At 73.8% G+C, this 17,312-nt stretch carries 12 protein-coding genes; 8 read left to right on the top strand and 4 right to left on the bottom strand.

Annotated features, from left to right (window positions below; genetic code table 11):
- Window positions 1-298: 298 nt before the first annotated feature.
- From Q8791_RS15080 to Q8791_RS15070, 3 genes are all read right to left on the bottom strand, one after another.
- Window positions 299-2,671 carry a transglutaminase family protein gene (locus tag Q8791_RS15080; protein WP_330092380.1) on the bottom strand — a complete coding sequence of 791 codons (2,373 nt, stop codon included), beginning with the start codon at window positions 2,669-2,671 and terminating at the stop codon, window positions 299-301.
- 8 nt (window positions 2,672-2,679) lie between these two features.
- Window positions 2,680-3,900 (bottom strand): DUF58 domain-containing protein, encoded by a 1,221-nt coding sequence (locus Q8791_RS15075; protein WP_330092379.1) that lies wholly within the window; start codon window positions 3,898-3,900, stop codon window positions 2,680-2,682.
- A gap of 234 nt (window positions 3,901-4,134) precedes the next feature.
- Window positions 4,135-5,127: an AAA family ATPase gene (locus tag Q8791_RS15070; protein WP_330092323.1), complete on the bottom strand. Its 993-nt coding sequence runs from the start codon at window positions 5,125-5,127 to the stop codon at window positions 4,135-4,137.
- 434 nt (window positions 5,128-5,561) lie between these two features.
- Between Q8791_RS15070 and mraZ the strand changes: the two genes are divergently transcribed.
- From mraZ to Q8791_RS15050, 4 genes are all read left to right on the top strand, one after another.
- A complete protein-coding gene (mraZ, locus tag Q8791_RS15065; protein ID WP_330092322.1) occupies window positions 5,562-5,993 on the top strand; it encodes a division/cell wall cluster transcriptional repressor MraZ in 432 nt (143 codons plus the stop codon).
- 280 nt (window positions 5,994-6,273) lie between these two features.
- Window positions 6,274-7,395 (top strand): 16S rRNA (cytosine(1402)-N(4))-methyltransferase RsmH, encoded by a 1,122-nt coding sequence (rsmH, locus tag Q8791_RS15060; protein ID WP_330092378.1) that lies wholly within the window; start codon window positions 6,274-6,276, stop codon window positions 7,393-7,395.
- A gap of 9 nt (window positions 7,396-7,404) precedes the next feature.
- Window positions 7,405-7,851 carry a hypothetical protein gene (locus tag Q8791_RS15055; RefSeq protein ID WP_330092321.1) on the top strand — a complete coding sequence of 149 codons (447 nt, stop codon included), beginning with the start codon at window positions 7,405-7,407 and terminating at the stop codon, window positions 7,849-7,851.
- Window positions 7,848-9,830 carry a peptidoglycan D,D-transpeptidase FtsI family protein gene (locus Q8791_RS15050; protein WP_330092320.1) on the top strand — a complete coding sequence of 661 codons (1,983 nt, stop codon included), beginning with the start codon at window positions 7,848-7,850 and terminating at the stop codon, window positions 9,828-9,830. Before Q8791_RS15055 ends, Q8791_RS15050 begins: the two co-directional genes overlap by 4 nt.
- Here Q8791_RS15050 and mmuM read toward each other — a convergent pair.
- Window positions 9,827-10,756 carry a homocysteine S-methyltransferase gene (gene mmuM / locus Q8791_RS15045; RefSeq protein WP_330092319.1) on the bottom strand — a complete coding sequence of 310 codons (930 nt, stop codon included), beginning with the start codon at window positions 10,754-10,756 and terminating at the stop codon, window positions 9,827-9,829. The genes Q8791_RS15050 and mmuM overlap by 4 nt on opposite strands.
- Window positions 10,757-11,123: 367 nt before the next feature.
- Here mmuM and Q8791_RS15040 point away from each other — a divergent pair, with 367 nt between their 5' ends.
- From Q8791_RS15040 to murD, 4 genes are all read left to right on the top strand, one after another.
- A complete protein-coding gene (locus Q8791_RS15040; protein WP_330092318.1) occupies window positions 11,124-12,791 on the top strand; it encodes a UDP-N-acetylmuramoyl-L-alanyl-D-glutamate--2,6-diaminopimelate ligase in 1,668 nt (555 codons plus the stop codon).
- Window positions 12,792-13,163: 372 nt separating this feature from the next.
- Window positions 13,164-14,612: a UDP-N-acetylmuramoyl-tripeptide--D-alanyl-D-alanine ligase gene (locus Q8791_RS15035; protein ID WP_330092317.1), complete on the top strand. Its 1,449-nt coding sequence runs from the start codon at window positions 13,164-13,166 to the stop codon at window positions 14,610-14,612.
- Window positions 14,609-15,682 carry a phospho-N-acetylmuramoyl-pentapeptide-transferase gene (gene mraY / locus Q8791_RS15030; protein WP_267945821.1) on the top strand — a complete coding sequence of 358 codons (1,074 nt, stop codon included), beginning with the start codon at window positions 14,609-14,611 and terminating at the stop codon, window positions 15,680-15,682. The genes Q8791_RS15035 and mraY overlap by 4 nt, the downstream gene beginning before the upstream one ends.
- Before the next feature lie 5 nt (window positions 15,683-15,687).
- Complete coding sequence (murD, locus tag Q8791_RS15025) at window positions 15,688-17,160, top strand: UDP-N-acetylmuramoyl-L-alanine--D-glutamate ligase (RefSeq protein WP_330092316.1); 1,473 nt, start codon at window positions 15,688-15,690, stop codon at window positions 17,158-17,160.
- Window positions 17,161-17,312 lie beyond the last annotated feature (152 nt).

Here is a 17,312-nt window from a genome sequence, read left to right as displayed (position 1 = left end):
GGGCGCGTGGTCGCGCCTCTCATGACGCCGGTTCGTGTCCGGTCCCCGGATCGGACGCGCACCGACACGTGGTGGGGTGCCGCCGGTGGTGGCCGCCCCCCGCCCCGTGGGGGGGCCCCCCAGTTTTTCGCGGCACCCCACCACGTTGTCGTGGGGGCGCGGGCGGCGAGCACGAACCGCCCGTCGTGGAATAGTTCAGACTTCGCTTAGGTCCAGGCTTGTTAAGCGCCTTCGAGGCTGGCCGAAACCCGGGCCGTGCCCGCCCCGCGACGCGGGTCCGGGACGGCCCGGCGGTGTCCTACGGCGTCGCGGTGGCGAGGTCCGGTGCCGGACGCGGCCGGCGCCAGGGGGCCAGGGACCGCGGCAGCAGAATCGCTCGGATCCGGGTCCCCGCACCGGTCGCCGCGGCCAGGCCGGCGCAGGCCGTCCCCAGGTCCTCGCGCAGGTCGGCGGGGCCGGTGGGCGCGGGTGCATAGCGTGCGGACTCCTCGGCCAGCGCGAGCCGCCACAGCGCCGCGACGGCCGCCGCGGACACGGGAGGCGGTCCGTCACCGGAGCGGCCGGTCTCCGTCGAGAAGCGGGCCAGGCGCTCGGCCGTGGCACGCGGGCTCTCGGCCAGCACCCAGGCGCCGCCCAGGTCCAGACAGGTGTCCCGCAGCTCCCGCCACGCGGTGTGCGCGTCCGCCGCCGGGTCTCCTCCCCGGAGTGAGGCCGTCCGGGACCAGCGCACCAGGGCCCGCACCAGCGCGGGCAGCGCCAGCAGCAGCAGCGCGCCCACCGTGCCGCCCGCGGCGGGGAGCCACGAGAGGTCCGGGCCGGCCGCGGACCCGCCGCCGGCAGCCGAGGCGGTCCCGGAGTCCTCGTCCTCGGGGGACCCGCTCGCCTCCGGGGACTCGCTGGGCTCCTCGCGGTCCCCGGTCGGTTCCGGGGCCTCGGGGCTCTCGGTGGCCGGGTCCCTGGGCTCCTCCGGGGACCGCTCCCCGGTGCTCCCGCCGGACGCGTAGTCGGGCACCGTGGCGGAGCCCTGACCCGTGCCGCCCTCCGCCGCGGGGGTCGGCTCGAACCGCACCCAGCCCGCACCCTCGAAGTACAGTTCCGGCCACGCGTGCGCGTCGCCCACCGACACCGACCACCGGCCGTCGCCCTGGAGCTCGCCGGCCGTGTAGCCCACGGCGACCCGGGAGGGGATGTCGGCCTGGCGGGCCATGACCGCCATGGCCCCGGCGAACTGCTCGCAGTAGCCCACCCGGTCCTCCAGGAGGAAGTGGGTGAGCGGGTCGGAGCCCTCGGGCACCCCCGGCGGGGACAGGTCGTAGGTGAACAGGCCTCCGGTGAAGTACTCCTGGAGCGCCACGGCCCGCTCGTACGGCGACTCCGCGCCCGCGACGAGGCCGTCCGTCAGCGCCTGCACCGCCGGGTCGAGGCCGCCCGGAAGGCTCCGGTGGTCGCCGGGGAGCGAGAGGGGCGTCCCGGAGGCGGCCAGCTCGTCCCCCGAGGGGGTCCGGTCCACCGTCTCCACGGAGAAGTTCAGCCCGGTGGGCGGGCTGTCCGTGGTGAACACCATGAGGCTGTCGGGGTCGGCGTACCACTCCCCGGGGGCGTCCACCGCGCGCGCCCAGTACGGCAGCGGCAGGAAGTCCATCCTCGGTGTGTCCGAGTCCAGCGAGATCCGCGTCGTCACGGGGTCGGCGGAGGGTTCGCGGTCCCAGCCCGTGGGCAGCGGGAGCTCCCCGCTGACCAGGGTGTCGCCCGACGCGCTGACCGGGGACATCGTCCAGTTCTCGCCGTCGAACTCGTCCAGCACGTACGTGCGCAGGTAGTCGGGCTGCTCGGCGTCGGTGCGGTAGGTCAGCACCGTCCGGTCGGAGGAGGCCCCCAGTTCCCGGCGGAGCGAGACCAGCGGGTGCGTGGTGGTGATGACGTCCCCGCCGACACCGATGTAGGCCCCGTCGGCCATCGCGTAGAACACGTCGCTGCGCAGCGACGGAACCGCCAGCGGCACCGTCACGGCCAGCAGGACGGCGGCGGCCGAGGCCACCGACACCGTCACCACCCGGCGCACCCCGCTCACCAGGCGTGCCGAGGAGTCGGGGCCGTCGGGGACGCGCATGCCCCACTCGTGACCGCGCACCCACACGTCCACCGCGAGCAGGAGCAGGAAGCCGACGGCGCAGGAGACCGCGGCCACCGCTCCCACGCCGCCGTCGTCCACCACCAGCGGGACGGCCACCAGCGCCAACAGGAGGCCGCCGATCATGCCGGGGCAGCGCGCGGTCACCGCGAGGAAGTCCGAGGCCATCGCGAACACCGCGAACACCAGCGCGATGATCATCGTCACCCCGCCGGAGGCCGCCACCGGCGGCGGGTTCCCGTCGATGGTGGCGATGCCCTCCCCGAACGCCCGCACCAGGTGCTCCACCGAGTCCCCGGAGGGCAGGAGGCCGAGGAAGGCGTCCTGGGGGGCGAAGAGGGGGGTGCTGAGGAACACGACCGCGAACAGCTGGAGGAACGGCACGGGGAGGGTGTTCCACCCGCTCAGGCGGTACAGGGCGGAGATCCCGGCGACCGCCGCCGTCAGGACGGCGGCGGGGACCCACCAGGTCCCACCGCGCACGACCGTGTCCAGCAGCGGCAGTGCCGCCAGCAGGCAGACCAGGGACGCCAGGGGCATCAGTGCTCTCAACGCGGGCCCTTTCCGGGGGTGCGGGGCGCGGCGGCCCGCGCGGAGGCGTTCGTTCCGGAGGGTGCGGCCGCGAGGCTCCACAGCCGCGGCAGCTCCGCGAGGGAGGAGAGGACGAGGACGCGCCATCCGGCGGACGCCAGGATGTCGCGGACCCCGGCCACGGCGTCGTGGCCGGTCCAGGCGGCGTGGGCGCACAGTACGGCCACCCGCGCCCCGCTGCCGCCGGTGCGGGCCAGGGCGGCGGCCTCCTCGGGGGCCAGCGCGCCCAGGACCGCCACGACGAGGCTGGACGTGCCGCGGGAGGTGCCGAGCAGGCTGATGCCGCCGAGCAGCCCGGGGGTGTCGGAGGGTTCGGCGACGGCCAGACCGTCCAGGACGCCGGCCGCGCTCATGGTCGGAACCCGGCCGCGCTCGGTGTGGAAGCGCAGGCCGTGGCCCCCGTCGAGCAGGTTCAGCGCCACGGACGCGGCCACGCTGACCGCCGTCTCCAGGGACCCCGCGGGCCCCTCCGTCCCATGGGCGGACCGCCGGGTGTCCAGCAGGATCGTGCTGTTCTCCCGCCAGTGCTGTTCGTCCCGGCGCACCATCAGCTCACCGTGCTTGGCGGTGGAGCGCCAGTGGACCCTGCGCAGCTCGTCGCCGTACTGGTACTCGCGCGGCACCGGGTCCTGTTCGCCGGCGCCGGTCAGCGAGCGCCGGGGCGACTCCTCGCCCTGGGAACCGTCGGCGGAGCCCAGCGCCGCCAGGGGCACGGTCACGGGGGTCACGAGCAGGTGGGTCGGGGCGCCGACCCGGCGGACGACGCGCACGCACCCCAGGGGGTCGGTCACCGCCACGCGCAGCGGGCCCACCGGGTAGTTGCCGCGCGTGGCGGGCCGCACGAGGTAGGAGACGTCGCGGACGGAGCGCGGCCCGAGGTAGCCCACGGTGTACCGGGGCTCGGCGCCCAGGGGTACCGGGAGGGTGTCCTCGACGGACACCGAGGCGACCGGCCAGGCGCGGGAGGCGTTGCCGACCCGGACCAGGACCCGGGCGTCGTGGCCGGTGGCGACGCGGGTGGGCGCCACGGTCCGGCTGTGCGCGATCCGGGAGGCGGCTCCCAGGACCGTCAGGGCGGAGAGCGGGGGCACCACGGTGAGGAGCACGCCCACGCCCACGAGTTCGCGCTGCCCGACGACGAATCCGGCCACGAGGGCGATCACGCCGAAGCCGAGCATGAACGCGCCGCGCGGGGTGAGGGACCGCCGGGGGCGCTCCTGTGCTGGCGGCGTCCGGGGGTGGTCGGAGACCGGCGGCTCGGCGGGTGGCGGGGTGTGCGCGGAAGGCGCCGGATGGCGGACGACGGGCGGGCGCATGGACCCTCTCTCGGAGGCGGCCCGGACCCGGCGGGGCGGGGAGGACGGGCGGGGGAACGGGAGGAGCGGGGCGCCGCGGCCCCCGGCTGGCCGCGGCTACTGCGGTCCGGGCACGGGCAGGCGCGCGACCAGCTTGGCGACGATCTGCTCGGGGGAGAGGCGCTCCATCTGGGCCTCCGGTGCGGGCAGCAGCCGGTGCGCGAGCACCGGTACCGCAAGGGCCTGCACGTCGTCGGGGACGACGTAGTGCCGTCCGTCCAGGGCGGCGTAGGCGCGTGCCGCCCTCACCAGGTGCAGGGTCGCGCGCGGCGAGGCGCCCAGGCGCAGGTCCGGACTGGTCCGGGTGGAGTTGACGAGATCGACGACGTAGCGGCGCATGCCGGGGGCGACGTGGACCGCGCGCACGCGGTCGGTGAGGTCGCGGATCTGCTCGGCGTCGGTGACCGGGGCGAGGGTGTCCAGGGGGGAGCGGGAGCTGTGCGAGTCGATCATGTCGAGTTCGGCCTGCGGGGCCGGGTAGCCGACGGACACCCGCGCCATGAACCGGTCGCGCTGGGCCTCGGGGAGGGCGTAGGTGCCCTCCATGTCCGAGGGGTTCTGCGTGGCCACGACCATGAACGGCCGCTCCAGGGCGCGGGTCTGCCCGTCGACGCTGACCTGGCGCTCGGCCATGCACTCCAGGAGGGCGGCCTGGGTCTTGGGCGAGGCCCGGTTGATCTCGTCGCCCAGCACGATGTTGGCGAAGACCGGACCCGGGTTGAACTCGAACTCGCGGCGGTCCTGGTGGTAGACGCTGACGCCGGTGATGTCGCTGGGCAGCAGGTCCGGGGTGAACTGGACGCGCTGCACGGAGCAGTCCACCGCCCGCCCCAGGGCCTTGGCCAGCATGGTCTTGCCGACACCTGGAACGTCCTCGATGAGCAGGTGGCCCTCGGCGAGCAGGACCGTCAGAGCGATGCGCAGCACCTCCGGCTTGCCCTCGATGACCGTCTCGATCGCGCCGCGGACGCGGTCCGCCACGGCGACGATCCCGCTGACGTCCTCCTGGACGCCGCCCCCGCGACCGCCGTGGTGTGTGCCGAGTGACACGAGACCCCTCCCGCTCCGTATGGCTTCGTGTGTCGGTGTTCGGAACCGAGGCTAGGCCCAATCGGAGCGATTGCAAACCAAAGTGCCGGAATCGGCGGACGATTGATTCCACGGACAACCAAAGAGGTCAAAGGGCCCGAATCGCTCCTTCGAGCATGGGGGTTCCCCATAGGGCGCACCCTGCTCGCCCCACGCGCGACCGCGCGCGAGGAGGGGTCGTTTGCGCAGGTCGGGGGGTATGTGGGGAGGGAGTGCCGGACGACACCCGGGGGCGCCCGCGCGGGCCTCTCGCGCTCCACCCTCCTGACCTGCGCATTTGTCGATTCTTCAGGGTGTGAATCCCGATTGGAGCTGTTGACGGTGGGGAAGAGTGGAGTAAGGTGGAGCAGCGTGGAGAGGGTGAATTCTCCACTTCGGAGTGAGGGGGTGGGAGTGTGTTCCTCGGCACCCACACGCCTCGCCTCGACGAGAAGGGACGGCTGTTCCTTCCCGCGAAGTACCGCGACGAGCTGTCGGGGGGTCTGGTGGTCACCAAGGGCCAGGAGCGCTGCCTCTACGTCTTCCCGGCGGAGGAGTTCCAGCGCATCACCGACGCGCTCGCCAGCACCCCGGTCACGGCCAAGTCGGTCCGCGACTACAGCCGAGTCCTCTTCGCCAGTGCCTCCGACGAGACCTGCGACAGGCAGGGCAGGGTGACCATCCCGTCGAAGTTGCGCGAGTACGCGGGTCTCGAACGCGAGTGCGTCGTCATCGGCGCCAACACCCGCCTGGAGATCTGGGACGCCGACGCGTGGTCCGAGTACGAGGCCGAGCAGGAACAGGCCTTCGCGCAGCTCTCGGAGGAGGTGCTGCCCGGGGTGCTGTGAAGCCGGTGGAGCCACCGCCGGAACGAGCGGCACGACAGTTCCACACCCTTGCAGACCCGGGGTCGGCAACGGCCTCCGGACACGGCGCACACGAGCTGGCGCGACTTCCCCGGTGCCAGGTCGTGTACGCGAGTCCGCCGAACGGTGGACAATAGCGGCCGTGTCCGGATGGCCCTGCCGGACCCCGGCCGGGCCACGCGAAGGACACCGCGGAGCGCACCATCGTGGCGCTACCGCGGCGACCAGGGGGAGACGGCGAAGCGTGGAGGATCAGCACCGCATGGGGGACACCCGGCAGAACGAGCGCCCCGAGGGGGACGGCTCGGCCACTGAGCACGAGGACATCGGCGACACCGCCCGCGGCGGTCCGGAGCGCGACGCCGGCAGCGGTGAGAGCGCGGCGGGGGCCGCGCCGGAGGCGCCGTCCGAGGACGGTGGACGGCGTCGGGAGGGCCCGCTGCACGTCCCGGTCATGCTCGACCGGATCGTCGAACTCCTCGCTCCCGCGCTCACCGCGCCCGGCGCGGTGCTCGTGGACGGCACCCTGGGACTGGGAGGCCACTCCGAGGCCCTGCTCAGGGCCTGCCCCACGATGCGCCTGGTCGGGGTCGACCGCGACACCACCGCGCTTGAGCGCAGCGCCGCCCGCCTCGCCCCCTACGCCGACCGCACCCACTTCGTGCACGCCGTCTACTCGGACATCCCGCACGCGCTGGACGAGGCGGGGGTCACCGAGGCGGACGCCGTCCTGCTCGACCTGGGCGTGTCCTCGCCCCAGCTGGACGAGACCGACCGCGGCTTCGCCTACGCCCACGACGCGCCGCTGGACATGCGCATGGACCGGACGCAGTCCCTGACCGCGGCCGAGGTCGTCAACACCTACCCGGTCGGCGAGCTCACCCGGGTCCTGCGGGCCTACGGCGAGGAGCGCTTCGCGTCCCGCGTCGCCAGGGCCATCGAACGGCGGCGCGCGCAGGGGCCGATCGACTCCACGCGCGAACTCGCCGAACTGGTCCGCGAGGCGATCCCCGCGGCGACCCGCCGCACCGGCGGACACCCGGCCAAACGCGCCTTCCAGGGGCTGCGCATCGAGGTCAACGCCGAGCTCTCCATCCTGGAGCGCACCCTGCCCGCCGCGATCTCCCGGCTGGGCGTCGGCGGGCGCATCGCCGTCCTGTCCTACCACTCGCTGGAGGACCGGATGACCAAGAGGGCGCTCGCCTCCCTGGCCACCGACACCACGCCCGCGGACCTGCCCGTCCCCCTCCCCGACCGGCAGCCCGAACTCCGGCTCCTCACCCGGGGGGCCGAGCTCCCCACGGACGAAGAGAACGAACGCAACCCGCGCGCCCAGTCGGCCCGCCTCCGGGCGGCCGAACGGGTACGGCCGCCGCGGCAGTAGGGAGAGCAGATGAGCACGAGGACGGACACGCGTCGAGCATCGGCCCGCCGGGCCGGGGCCGAGGGAGGAGGGGGCGCCGCCCCCTCCTCGCCCAAGCGCGCCACCGCCGGGAAGTCCGGGACGGCACGCGGGCGGGCGGCCTCGGGCGGCCAGGGGCGCGCGCCGCGCATCCCCTTCGTGCTCCTCGTCCTGTGCCTGCTCGGTGGGGCGCTGGTCAGCCTTCTGGTGCTGCGCAGCGTCGTCGCCCAGGAGGCGTTCGCCATCACCAGCCTCCAGGCGGAGAACCGGGAGCTGTCGTACGAGGAGCAGCAGCGCCGCAACAACGTCGCCCACCTGGAGACCTCCCAGCGGATCGCCGGCGAGGCCGAGTCCATGGGCATGGAGCAGGGCGAGGCCACGCGCTTCCTCGACCTCGAGAACGGTGAGATCACCGGGAGCGCCGGGAGCGGTGAGTGAGCACACCGAGGGACCGACGCCCCCGTGACCCCCGCAGGCCCGGAGCGGCGAGCCGCTCCGGGGCCCGGCCCAGCAAGCGCCCCCAGCGCGAACCGCGCCGCCCCGAGGGCGGCGCCCGCGCCCGTTCCTCGGCACGGGCCGAGGGGCGGTCCGCGCGCGGAGGGCGCGACGGGGACCGGGGCGCCGCGCGCCGCCGGTCGGCGCCGCCTCCGCCCCCGCCCCTGCTGCGCCGCACCTTCCGGCGGGGGGAGCCGCACAGCCGGATCAAGTTCGGCGGTGTGCTGATCGTCGTCATCATGGTGCTCTTCGCCGGGCGCCTGGTGCAGATCCAGGGGCTGGAGGCGGAGCAGTACGCCGAGGCGGCCTCCCAGACCCGCCTGCAGACCATCGACATCCCCACCCTGCGCGGCGAGATCACCGACGCCGGGGGCAACCCGTTCGCGCTGTCGGTGGAGGTGCGCACCGTCTTCGTCGACCCCGAGGAGGTCGAGGAGGACGAACGCGACCAGCTCATCGACGAGCTCGTCACGCGCTTCGACCTGGACGAGGACGAGGTCGCCGCGAAGGTCGACGCCACACCCAGCCGCTACCAGGTGGTGGCCACGAAGATCCTGCCGCGCGACTGGGCGGAACTGCGGGACCTGGGCCTGTCCGGCGTGGGCTCGGAGGTCGCCTACGACCGCGTCTACCCGGAGGAGACCGGGGCCGCCGACCTGGTCGGGTTCGTGGGCTCGGAGGGCCACGGCCTGGAGGGCCTGGAGGGCTACCTCGACAGCACCCTGGCGGGCGAGTCCGGCAAGCGGCAGGTCGAGGTCGGCGTCGACGGCACCCAGATCCCCATGGCCGGAGGCCTGGTCCGCGAGCCCGTGCCCGGCCAGGACGTACGGCTGACCCTGGACCAGGACATCCAGTGGTACGCCGCGCAGACCCTCGCGAGCAGGGTGGAGGAGCTCGACGCCGTCGCGGGCAGCGTCGTCGTGGAGCGCGTCGGCACCGGGGAGATCCTCGCGATGGCCGACTTCCCGACGTACTCCCAGGCCGACATCGACTCGACCGGACCCGAGCAGTGGTCCAACGGCGCTGTCGCGGAGACCTTCGAGCCCGGCAGCACCAACAAGGTCATCACGGTCGGAGCGGCGCTGGAGGAGGGGCTCACCACCCCGGACACGGTGTACACCGTGCCGTACGCCCTCCAGTACTACGACCAGACCTTCCGCAACTCCAGCAACGAGGGCACGCAGCGCCTCACGGTCAACGGCATCATGGCCCAGTCCAGCAACGTCGGCACGATCAAGATCGCCGACCAGGTGCAGGCCGGGGTCCTGCACTCCTACATCGAGGACTTCGGGCTCGGCCAGCCGACCGGGCTGAACCTGCCCGGTGAGGAGGCCGGCGTGCTGACGGACCCCGACGACTGGTGGGGGACCCAGCTGCCGTCGGTGTCCATCGGGCACGGCCTGTCGGTGAACGCCGCGCAGATGGCCTCGGTGTACTCCACCGTCGCCAACGGCGGCGTGCGGGTGGCCCCGACGGTGGTCGCCGGGACGGTGGACACGGACGGGGAGTTCACCCCCGCCGAGGAACCCGAGCAGCGCCGGGTGCTGAGCGAGGAGACGGCCGAACAGCTCGCGCTCATGCTGGAGGCGGTCACCAGCGACGAGGGCACCGCCCCGCAGGCCCGTATCGACGGGTACCGGGTCGCGGGCAAGACGGGTACCGCCAACCGCATCAACCCGGAGACGGGCAGCTACGAGGACGGCGGCTACACGGCGACCTTCTCGGGCTTCGCGCCAGCGGACGACCCGGAGATCGTCGTGCAGGTGGTCCTGCACAACCCGCAGGGCACCTACTACGGCGGAGAGGCTGCCGGACCGGTGTTCAACGACATCATGTCCTTCGCGCTGAAGTCGCTGAAGGTCCCGCCGACGGACACCGACCCGCCCGCCATCCGGCTGTTCGAGGAGGAGGACGCGGGTTAGCGGGACGCCTCCGGGCGGGCGTCCAGGCAGGCGCGCACGGAGCGGACGTGCTCGGGGCCGGTGCGGCAGCACCCGCCCACGAGCACAGCTCCCGCCTCGCACCAGGACACCGCGGCCGCACCGAACCCGCCGGGATCGCCGACGCCCGTCCAACGCCCGCGGGCCGCGTCCCAGCTCTCGCCGGAGTTGGGGTAGGCGACCGCGGGAAGGCCCGCCTCGGCCACCGCCCGCACCAGTGAGGGGACGTGGCGGGGCGCGGTGCAGTTGACGCCCACGGCGACGAGCCTCCCGGCGGCGTGCAGCGGTGCGAGTTCGGCGGCGGCGCGGTGCAGCGGGGTGCCGTCGTTGAGTCGCTCCCCGTCGCGGCAGGAGAAGCTGATCCAGGCGCTCGGACCGGGGACCTCGTCGAGCAGCCGGGCCAGGGCCCGCGCCTCGGCCAGGGAGGGGACCGTCTCGCAGGCCATGAGGTCGGCCCCCGCGCCGGCGAGCACGTGCCACCGCTCGCGGTGCCAGGCGTACAGCCCGTCCTCGTCCAGGTCGTAGTCGCCCGTGTACTCGGAGCCGTCCGCCAGGGCGGCCCCGTAGGGGCCCACCCCCGCGGCGACCAGGCCGGACCCGAACGCGTCCCGCTCGGACCGCGCCAGCTCCACGGAGCGGACGAGCAGCCCGACTGCCTCGCGCCGGGTGAAGCCCCGGGCGGTCAGTCCGGGGACGCTCGCCTGGTACCCGGCAGCGGTCGCCACGTCGGCGCCCGCCTCGAAGTAGTCCCGGTGCACCCGGCGGACCAGGTCGGGCTCGTCGGCCAGCAGCCTCGCCGACCACAGCCCGCCGCCCAGGTCCCGGCCGTAGGACTCCAGGCGGGTCGCCAGCCCTCCGTCGAGGACGAGCGGGCGTCCGCTCGTCGCCCCGGGCTCCGTCCGGACCACGCCGACCTCCCTCGCCGAGTTCCCACCAGGGTAGGCACGGAACCGGCCGCCGTCGCCCCGCACCCTGTCCGGGCGCGGCCGGGAACCGGCGCGGGGGCTGTCCGGCGGCGGCCTCCCGGTGCCCGCGGACCGGGGCCCCTCCCCGGCACCGGAGCCCCCGCGGGGCCCGGCGGCCCGCTCCGGCCGCCGGTCCCGTCGTTGTGCTCCGGCCCCCTCCGGGGGCCGCCGGGGGCACCGGACGGTCACCGGAGCGGGGGAGGTCCCGCGCGCCCCGCCTCGGCCCCCGTCCGGGAATCCCCGGCGAACGCCGCGTGGAAATTACCGACCGGTCGTCCTCACCGGTTAACCTCCACACGTGCCACCGGTAATGCGACCTGAACACACGCCACTTCGTCCCCTGTCCGCCCTCGCAGCGCTGCTCGGGCCGGACGCCACCCTCCTGCGCCCGGACCTCGGCGCGGACCACACGGCCGAGGTGCCCGGCAGGGAGGTGCACGTACGCGGCATCACCCACGACTCACGCAAGGCGGGTCCCGGAGACCTGTACGCGGCCCTGCCCGGAACCCGTGCCCACGGCGCGGACTTCTCCGCGCAGGTGGCGGCGGCGGGAGCCGCCGCCATCCTCACCGACCCCGCCGGGGCGGAGCGCGCCTCCGCCGCGGGCCTGCCCGTGGTCGTCGTTCCCGACGCGCGCGCCGCGCTCGGCACGGCGGCCTCCTGGGTCTTCAAGGAACCCGCGCAGGACCTGCTGCTGATCGGCACCACGGGTACGAGCGGCAAGACCACCGTCACGTACCTGGTCGAGTCCGGTCTGCGCCGGGCCGGGATGACCACCGGCCTCGTCGGCACCGTGGAGATGCGCGTCCGGGACGAGCGGGTCGTGTCGTCCCTCACGACCCCCGAGGCCACGGACCTGCACGGCCTGTTCGCGCTCATGCGCGAGGAGGGCGTCACCGCCGCCGCCATGGAGGTCTCCAGCCACGCCCTCGCCCTGGGCAGGGTCGGCGGTACCCGCTACGACGTGGCGATCTTCACGAACCTGTCCCAGGACCACCTGGACTTCCACTCGGACCTGCGCGACTACTTCGACACGAAGGCGCGCCTGTTCACCCCCGAGTACTGCGACATCGCGGTCATCAACGCCGACGACCGGTTCGGCCGCGCCCTCGTGGACATGGTGGAGGCCGACGGGACGATCCCCGTCACCACCTTCGCCGTGGACGGCTACACCGACGCGGACCCGGCCACGGCCATGGCGGCCGACTGGCGGGCCGTGGACGTGGCACTGGGGGCCACCGGAAGCACGTTCCGCATCGTCGGCCCCGGCGGCATGGAGGCGGACGCCTCCGTCGGCCTGCCCGGACCGTTCAACGTCTCCAACGCGATGGCCGCCATCGTCGGCCTGGTCGAGGCGGGCCTGCCGCTGGAGATCGCGATCGCGGGCGTGGCCGCCGCGCCAGGGGTTCCCGGCCGTATGGAGCCCGTGGTCGTCGACGACGTGCCGCGAGCCTTCCAGGACTTCACCGCGCTCGTGGACTACTCCCACAAACCCGGCGCCATCGAGGCCGTCCTCACCGCGCTGCGCGCCACCACCGACGGTGACGTGACCATGGTGGTCGGCTGCGGGGGCGACCGCGACCGGGCCAAGCGGCCCCTCATGGGAGAGGCCGCCGCGCGCCTGGCGGACCAGTTGGTCATCACCAACGACAACCCCCGCACCGAGGATCCCGTCTCCATCGCCGCGGCGATGCTCGAAGGGGTGTCCAAGGTCCCCGAGGAGCATCGCGCACGCGTGACCGTCGAACTCGACCGGGCCGAGGCCATCCGCCTCGCGGTGGACCGCATCCGGTCGGGCGACGTGATCGTCGTCGCTGGAAAGGGCCACGAGACAGGTCAGTACGTCAAGGGCGAGGTACTGCCCTTCGACGACCGCGCGGTGCTGCGCCGGGCCATCGGGGACCACCTCGCGGTGAGCTCCCGCGAACGGCTGGGCGTGGCCCTCCAGGACATCCACAGGGTGCCTGACGAGGGATGACCCCACAACACTCCCGGGCGGCATCCGTCTGGGACACGGGGCGCGGACCATGTCCGCGCCCCTCGTGCGTTCCCACGGCCCAGGGCACGCGGATCGATGGCCGAGGCCGCGATACCGGTCACGAAGTGGACCATATTGCTCCACACAGGGCCCGGCGGGACCCCGGACACCGCAATGTGTTCTAAGGTAGGTCCGGCAATCGCAGCCCGACCGCCCACGGTGGCGCCCATGGCGTAGACCGCCGACGCGGCCCCGGTGAGCCGGCGCGGCACCGCGCGCACGGCATCCGCGGTGCTATCCCCTGACCTGACTCCGGCCGGTGGCCAAGAGCCCCTGTGGTGCCGTGGGCCGGGCCTGACATGAGGAGTGGATTTGATCGCGCTCACGCTCGATCGGATCGCTGAGATCACCCAAACCGCCATCGGCGGATCAGCGCGCCCCGACGCCGTCGTCGACGGTCCCGTAGTCATCGACTCGCGGCAGGCAGCGCCAGGCGCGCTCTTCGTCGCCCTGGACGGGGAGCGCGTCGACGGACACGACTTCGCCGAGTCGGCGGTCGCGGCCGGGGCGGTGGCCGTCCTGGCCTCCCGCCCCGTCTCCGCGCCGCACCTGCTGGCCGAGGGGGGCGACGACGGGGTCGTCGCGGCCCTGGCCCGACTCGCACGGCACGTGGCGGGAGAACTCAGCGACGTCCGACGCGGAGCGGACGCGGCAGAGGTCGTCGCGGTCACCGGTTCCTCCGGCAAGACCACCACCAAGGACCTCATCGCGCAGGTCGTCGGAGGACTGGGCCCGACCGTCGCCCCGGCCGGCTCGTTCAACAACGAGATCGGCCACCCGCTCACCGTGCTCCGTGCCGACACGGGCACCCGCAACCTGGTCCTGGAGGTCTCCGCGCGCGGCGTCGGGCACATCGCCCACCTGTGCGAGGTGGCCCCGCCCCGGATCGGCGTGGTCCTCAACGTCGGCAGCGCCCACATGGGCGAGTTCGGCGACCGCGACACCATCGCCAAGGCCAAGGGCGAGCTGGTCGAGGCGTTGCCGCCCGGCTCCGAGGGCCGCGGCTCCGGCGGGGTCGCGATCCTCAACGCCGACGACCCCCGGGTGAACGCGATGGCCTCGCGCACCCGGGCCAGGGTCGTCACCTACGGAGAGGGCGAGGACGCGCAGGTGCGCGCCACCGACGTGGTCCTCCGGGACTCCGGCGCCCCCTCCTTCACGCTCCACCTGGGCGGGCGCACCGCCCCGGTGAGGTTGGCGCTCGTCGGCGCGCACCAGGTGCACAACGCCCTGGCCGCAGCCGCCGTCGCCGACGAACTCGGTATGGGCATCGACGCGGTCGCCGCCGCGCTCGGCGCCGCGACCCCGGTCAGCCGGTGGCGGATGGAGGTCACCGAGCACGACGGTGCCACACTCGTCAACGACGCCTACAACGCGAACCCCGAGTCCATGCGGGCCGCGCTGACCACGCTGGAAGCGCTCGCCCGCAACCGCCGGTCCATCGCGGTCCTCGCCCACATGGCGGAGCTGGGGGACGACGGCGGCGCCGAACACGAGCAGATCGGTGAGGTGGCCGCCCGCACGGGCGTGTCCCACCTGATCGTGGTCGGAGAGGCGGCCGAGGGCATCGCCGTCGGCGCCGAACGCGCTGCCCGGCAGGGGGAGTGGCGCGGTGAGTGCATCCGGGTCGCGGACGCGGAGGCGGCCGCGGCGGCGCTGCGCGAACGCATGCGCACAGGAGACGTCGTCATTGTGAAGGGATCGCGGGTGGCAGCGCTCGAAAGGGTTATCGACCTCATCACCAAGGGTGATGTCCAGTGATCGGCATCTCCATCGCGGCGGCCCTGTCGCTCATCGTCTCCATGGCGTTGATGCCGCCGCTGATCAAGCTCCTGTACCGGTTCAAGTTCGGCCAGGAGGTCCGCGACGACGGCCCCGAGGGCCACAAGACCAAGCAGGGCACGCCCACCATGGGCGGCATCGTCGTCATCCTCGGCGCGGTGGTGGGCTACTTCGGCTCCCACCTGGTGCTGTGGCTGGTGCAGCCCTCGTCGACCGGGCCGACGGCGTCCGGCCTGCTCGTGATGTTCCTGTTCGTCGGGATGGGCTGCGTCGGCTTCCTGGACGACTTCATCAAGATCTACAAGCGCCGCAGCCTGGGACTGCGCAGCGGCGCGAAGATGGTCGGCCAGGCCGTCATCGGCATCGGCTTCGCCTACGGGGTCACGCAGTTCCCCAACGGGTACGGCTACACCCCCGCGGCCCCCAGCCTGTCCTTCCTGCGCGACTTCGGCCCCCCGCTCATGCTGGGCCTGTTCATCCTGTGGGCGCTGTTCCTCATCGTCGGCTTCTCCAACGCGGTGAACCTGACCGACGGCCTCGACGGCCTCGCCACCGGCGCGACCATCCTGTCCCTGGTCGCCTACGTCATCATCGGCAACTGGCAGCTGCGCCAGTCGTGCGTGTCCTACCTGTCGGACAGCTGCTACACGGTCCGCGACCCGCTGGACCTGGCCGTGGTGGCCGCCGCCGCGCTCGGCGCGTGCATCGGCTTCCTGTGGTTCAACGCCCCGCCCGCCAAGATCTTCATGGGCGACACCGGCTCCCTGGCGCTGGGCGGCCTCATCGTGGGCCTGGCCATCACCACCCGCACGCAGCTCCTGCTGCTGCTCATCGGCGGCCTCTTCGTCATCATCACCATGTCGGTGATGATCCAGATCACGTCGTTCCGCCTCACCGGCAAACGCGTGTTCCGCATGGCGCCGCTCCAGCACCACTTCGAGCTCAAGGGGTGGGCCGAACCCACCATCGTGATCCGCTTCTGGATCATCCAGGGCCTGTTCGTGGCCATCGCCATCGGGCTCTTCTATCTCGAATGGATGCCAAGGTAGAAGGCATGCCGCACGACTCTTCCGACACACAGCACAGCGCCGCCGCCGACCCCGCGCCGCGCGGGGTCGACCTGGAGGGCCGGCTGGTCTGCGTCGCCGGTCTGGGAGTGTCCGGGCCCCCGGTCGCCAGGGCACTCCTGGCCCGCGGGGCCCGCGTGGTCGTCGTGGACGGCCGCGACGACGACACCGTCCGACCGGTCGCCGCCGCACTCACCGACGCCGGAGCCGAGGTGGTCCTCGGCGACACACCGCTGCCCGAGGGCTGCGACCTGGTCGTCACCTCGCCCGGCTGGCGCCCCGACTCCCCGCTGCTGGTCCGGGCCGCCGAGGCCGGGATCGAGGTCATCGGCGACGTCGAACTCGCCTGGCGGCTCAAGCCCGCCGACCAGGTGTGGCTCGCCATCACCGGGACCAACGGCAAGACCACCACCGTGCGGATGCTGGAGGCCATGCTCCGCGCGGACGGCCGTGACGCCCTCGCTGTCGGCAACGTCGGCACGCCGATCGTCGACGCGGTCCTGCCCGACGCCGACGGCCACGTGTACGACGTCCTCGCCGTGGAGCTGTCCAGCTTCCAGCTGCACTGGTCCAGCAGCGTGCGCCCGCACGCCGCCGCCGTCCTCAACGTCGCCCCCGACCACCTGGACTGGCACGGCGGGCTCGACCCCTACGCCCGGGCCAAGGGAAGGGTGTTCGCGCCCGGCACGATCCGCGTCGTCAACACGGCGGACGCATGGTCGGTCCGCCTGGCGGAGGAGGACGGCGACCCGTACGCGCCGCTCGTCGGATTCCGTCTCGACACCCCGAGGGCGGGGGAGCTCGGAGTGGTCGAGGACCTCCTCGTCGACCGTGCCCTCGGCGCCGAACCGCACAGCAGCGCCGAGGAGCTCGCCACCCTCGCCGACGTGCGCCCCGCCGCCCCGCACAACGTCGCCAACGCCCTGGCTGCGGCGGCGCTCGCGCGCTCCGTCGGCGTCGCCCCCGCGTCGGTGCGGGCCGGGCTGGCCGCGTTCGAGCCGGAACCCCACCGCATCGCCTTCGTTGCCTCCGCCGGCGGCGTCGACTACGTCGACGACTCCAAGGCGACCAACCCGCACGCGGCGGCCGCGTCCCTGGGGGCCTACCCCTCGGTGGTGTGGATCGCCGGCGGGCTGCTCAAGGGCGCCGCGGTCGACGACCTGGTCGCGACGGCGGCGGGCCGCCTGCGGGGCGCCGTGCTGATCGGTGCGGACCGCGCCCGGCTGCGCGAGGCCCTGGCCGAGCACGCCCCCGCCGTGCCCGTGGTCGAGGTCGAGGGGCCGCCCGCCGACGCGCCCGCGGGCCACACGGTCATGGACGCGGTGGTCGCCGCGGCCGCCGCCATGGCGGAGAAGGGCGACACGGTGCTGCTGGCTCCGGCCGCCGCCTCCATGGACATGTTCACCAACTATCCCGAGCGGGGCCGCCTCTTCGCGGAAGCCGTCAACCGCCTGCTCTGAGTAGTCGGAGGCCGCCCGTGCGTGACGATATCCGCGCGGGCGGCCTCCGTTGTGCTCCCCGCCACCCGTCCGGAGGCCAAAGATGGCCAACACGCGGGAAATGTCCACGGTTCCCTACCCGCCCGTAGGCCAGTATTGAGGCGCGAATCGTG

The organism is Nocardiopsis codii, from assembly GCF_036327455.1.
GTDB classification, from domain to species: Bacteria; Actinomycetota; Actinomycetes; order Streptosporangiales; family Streptosporangiaceae; genus Nocardiopsis; species Nocardiopsis codii.
This window is presented reverse-complemented; position numbering and strand designations above follow the sequence as displayed.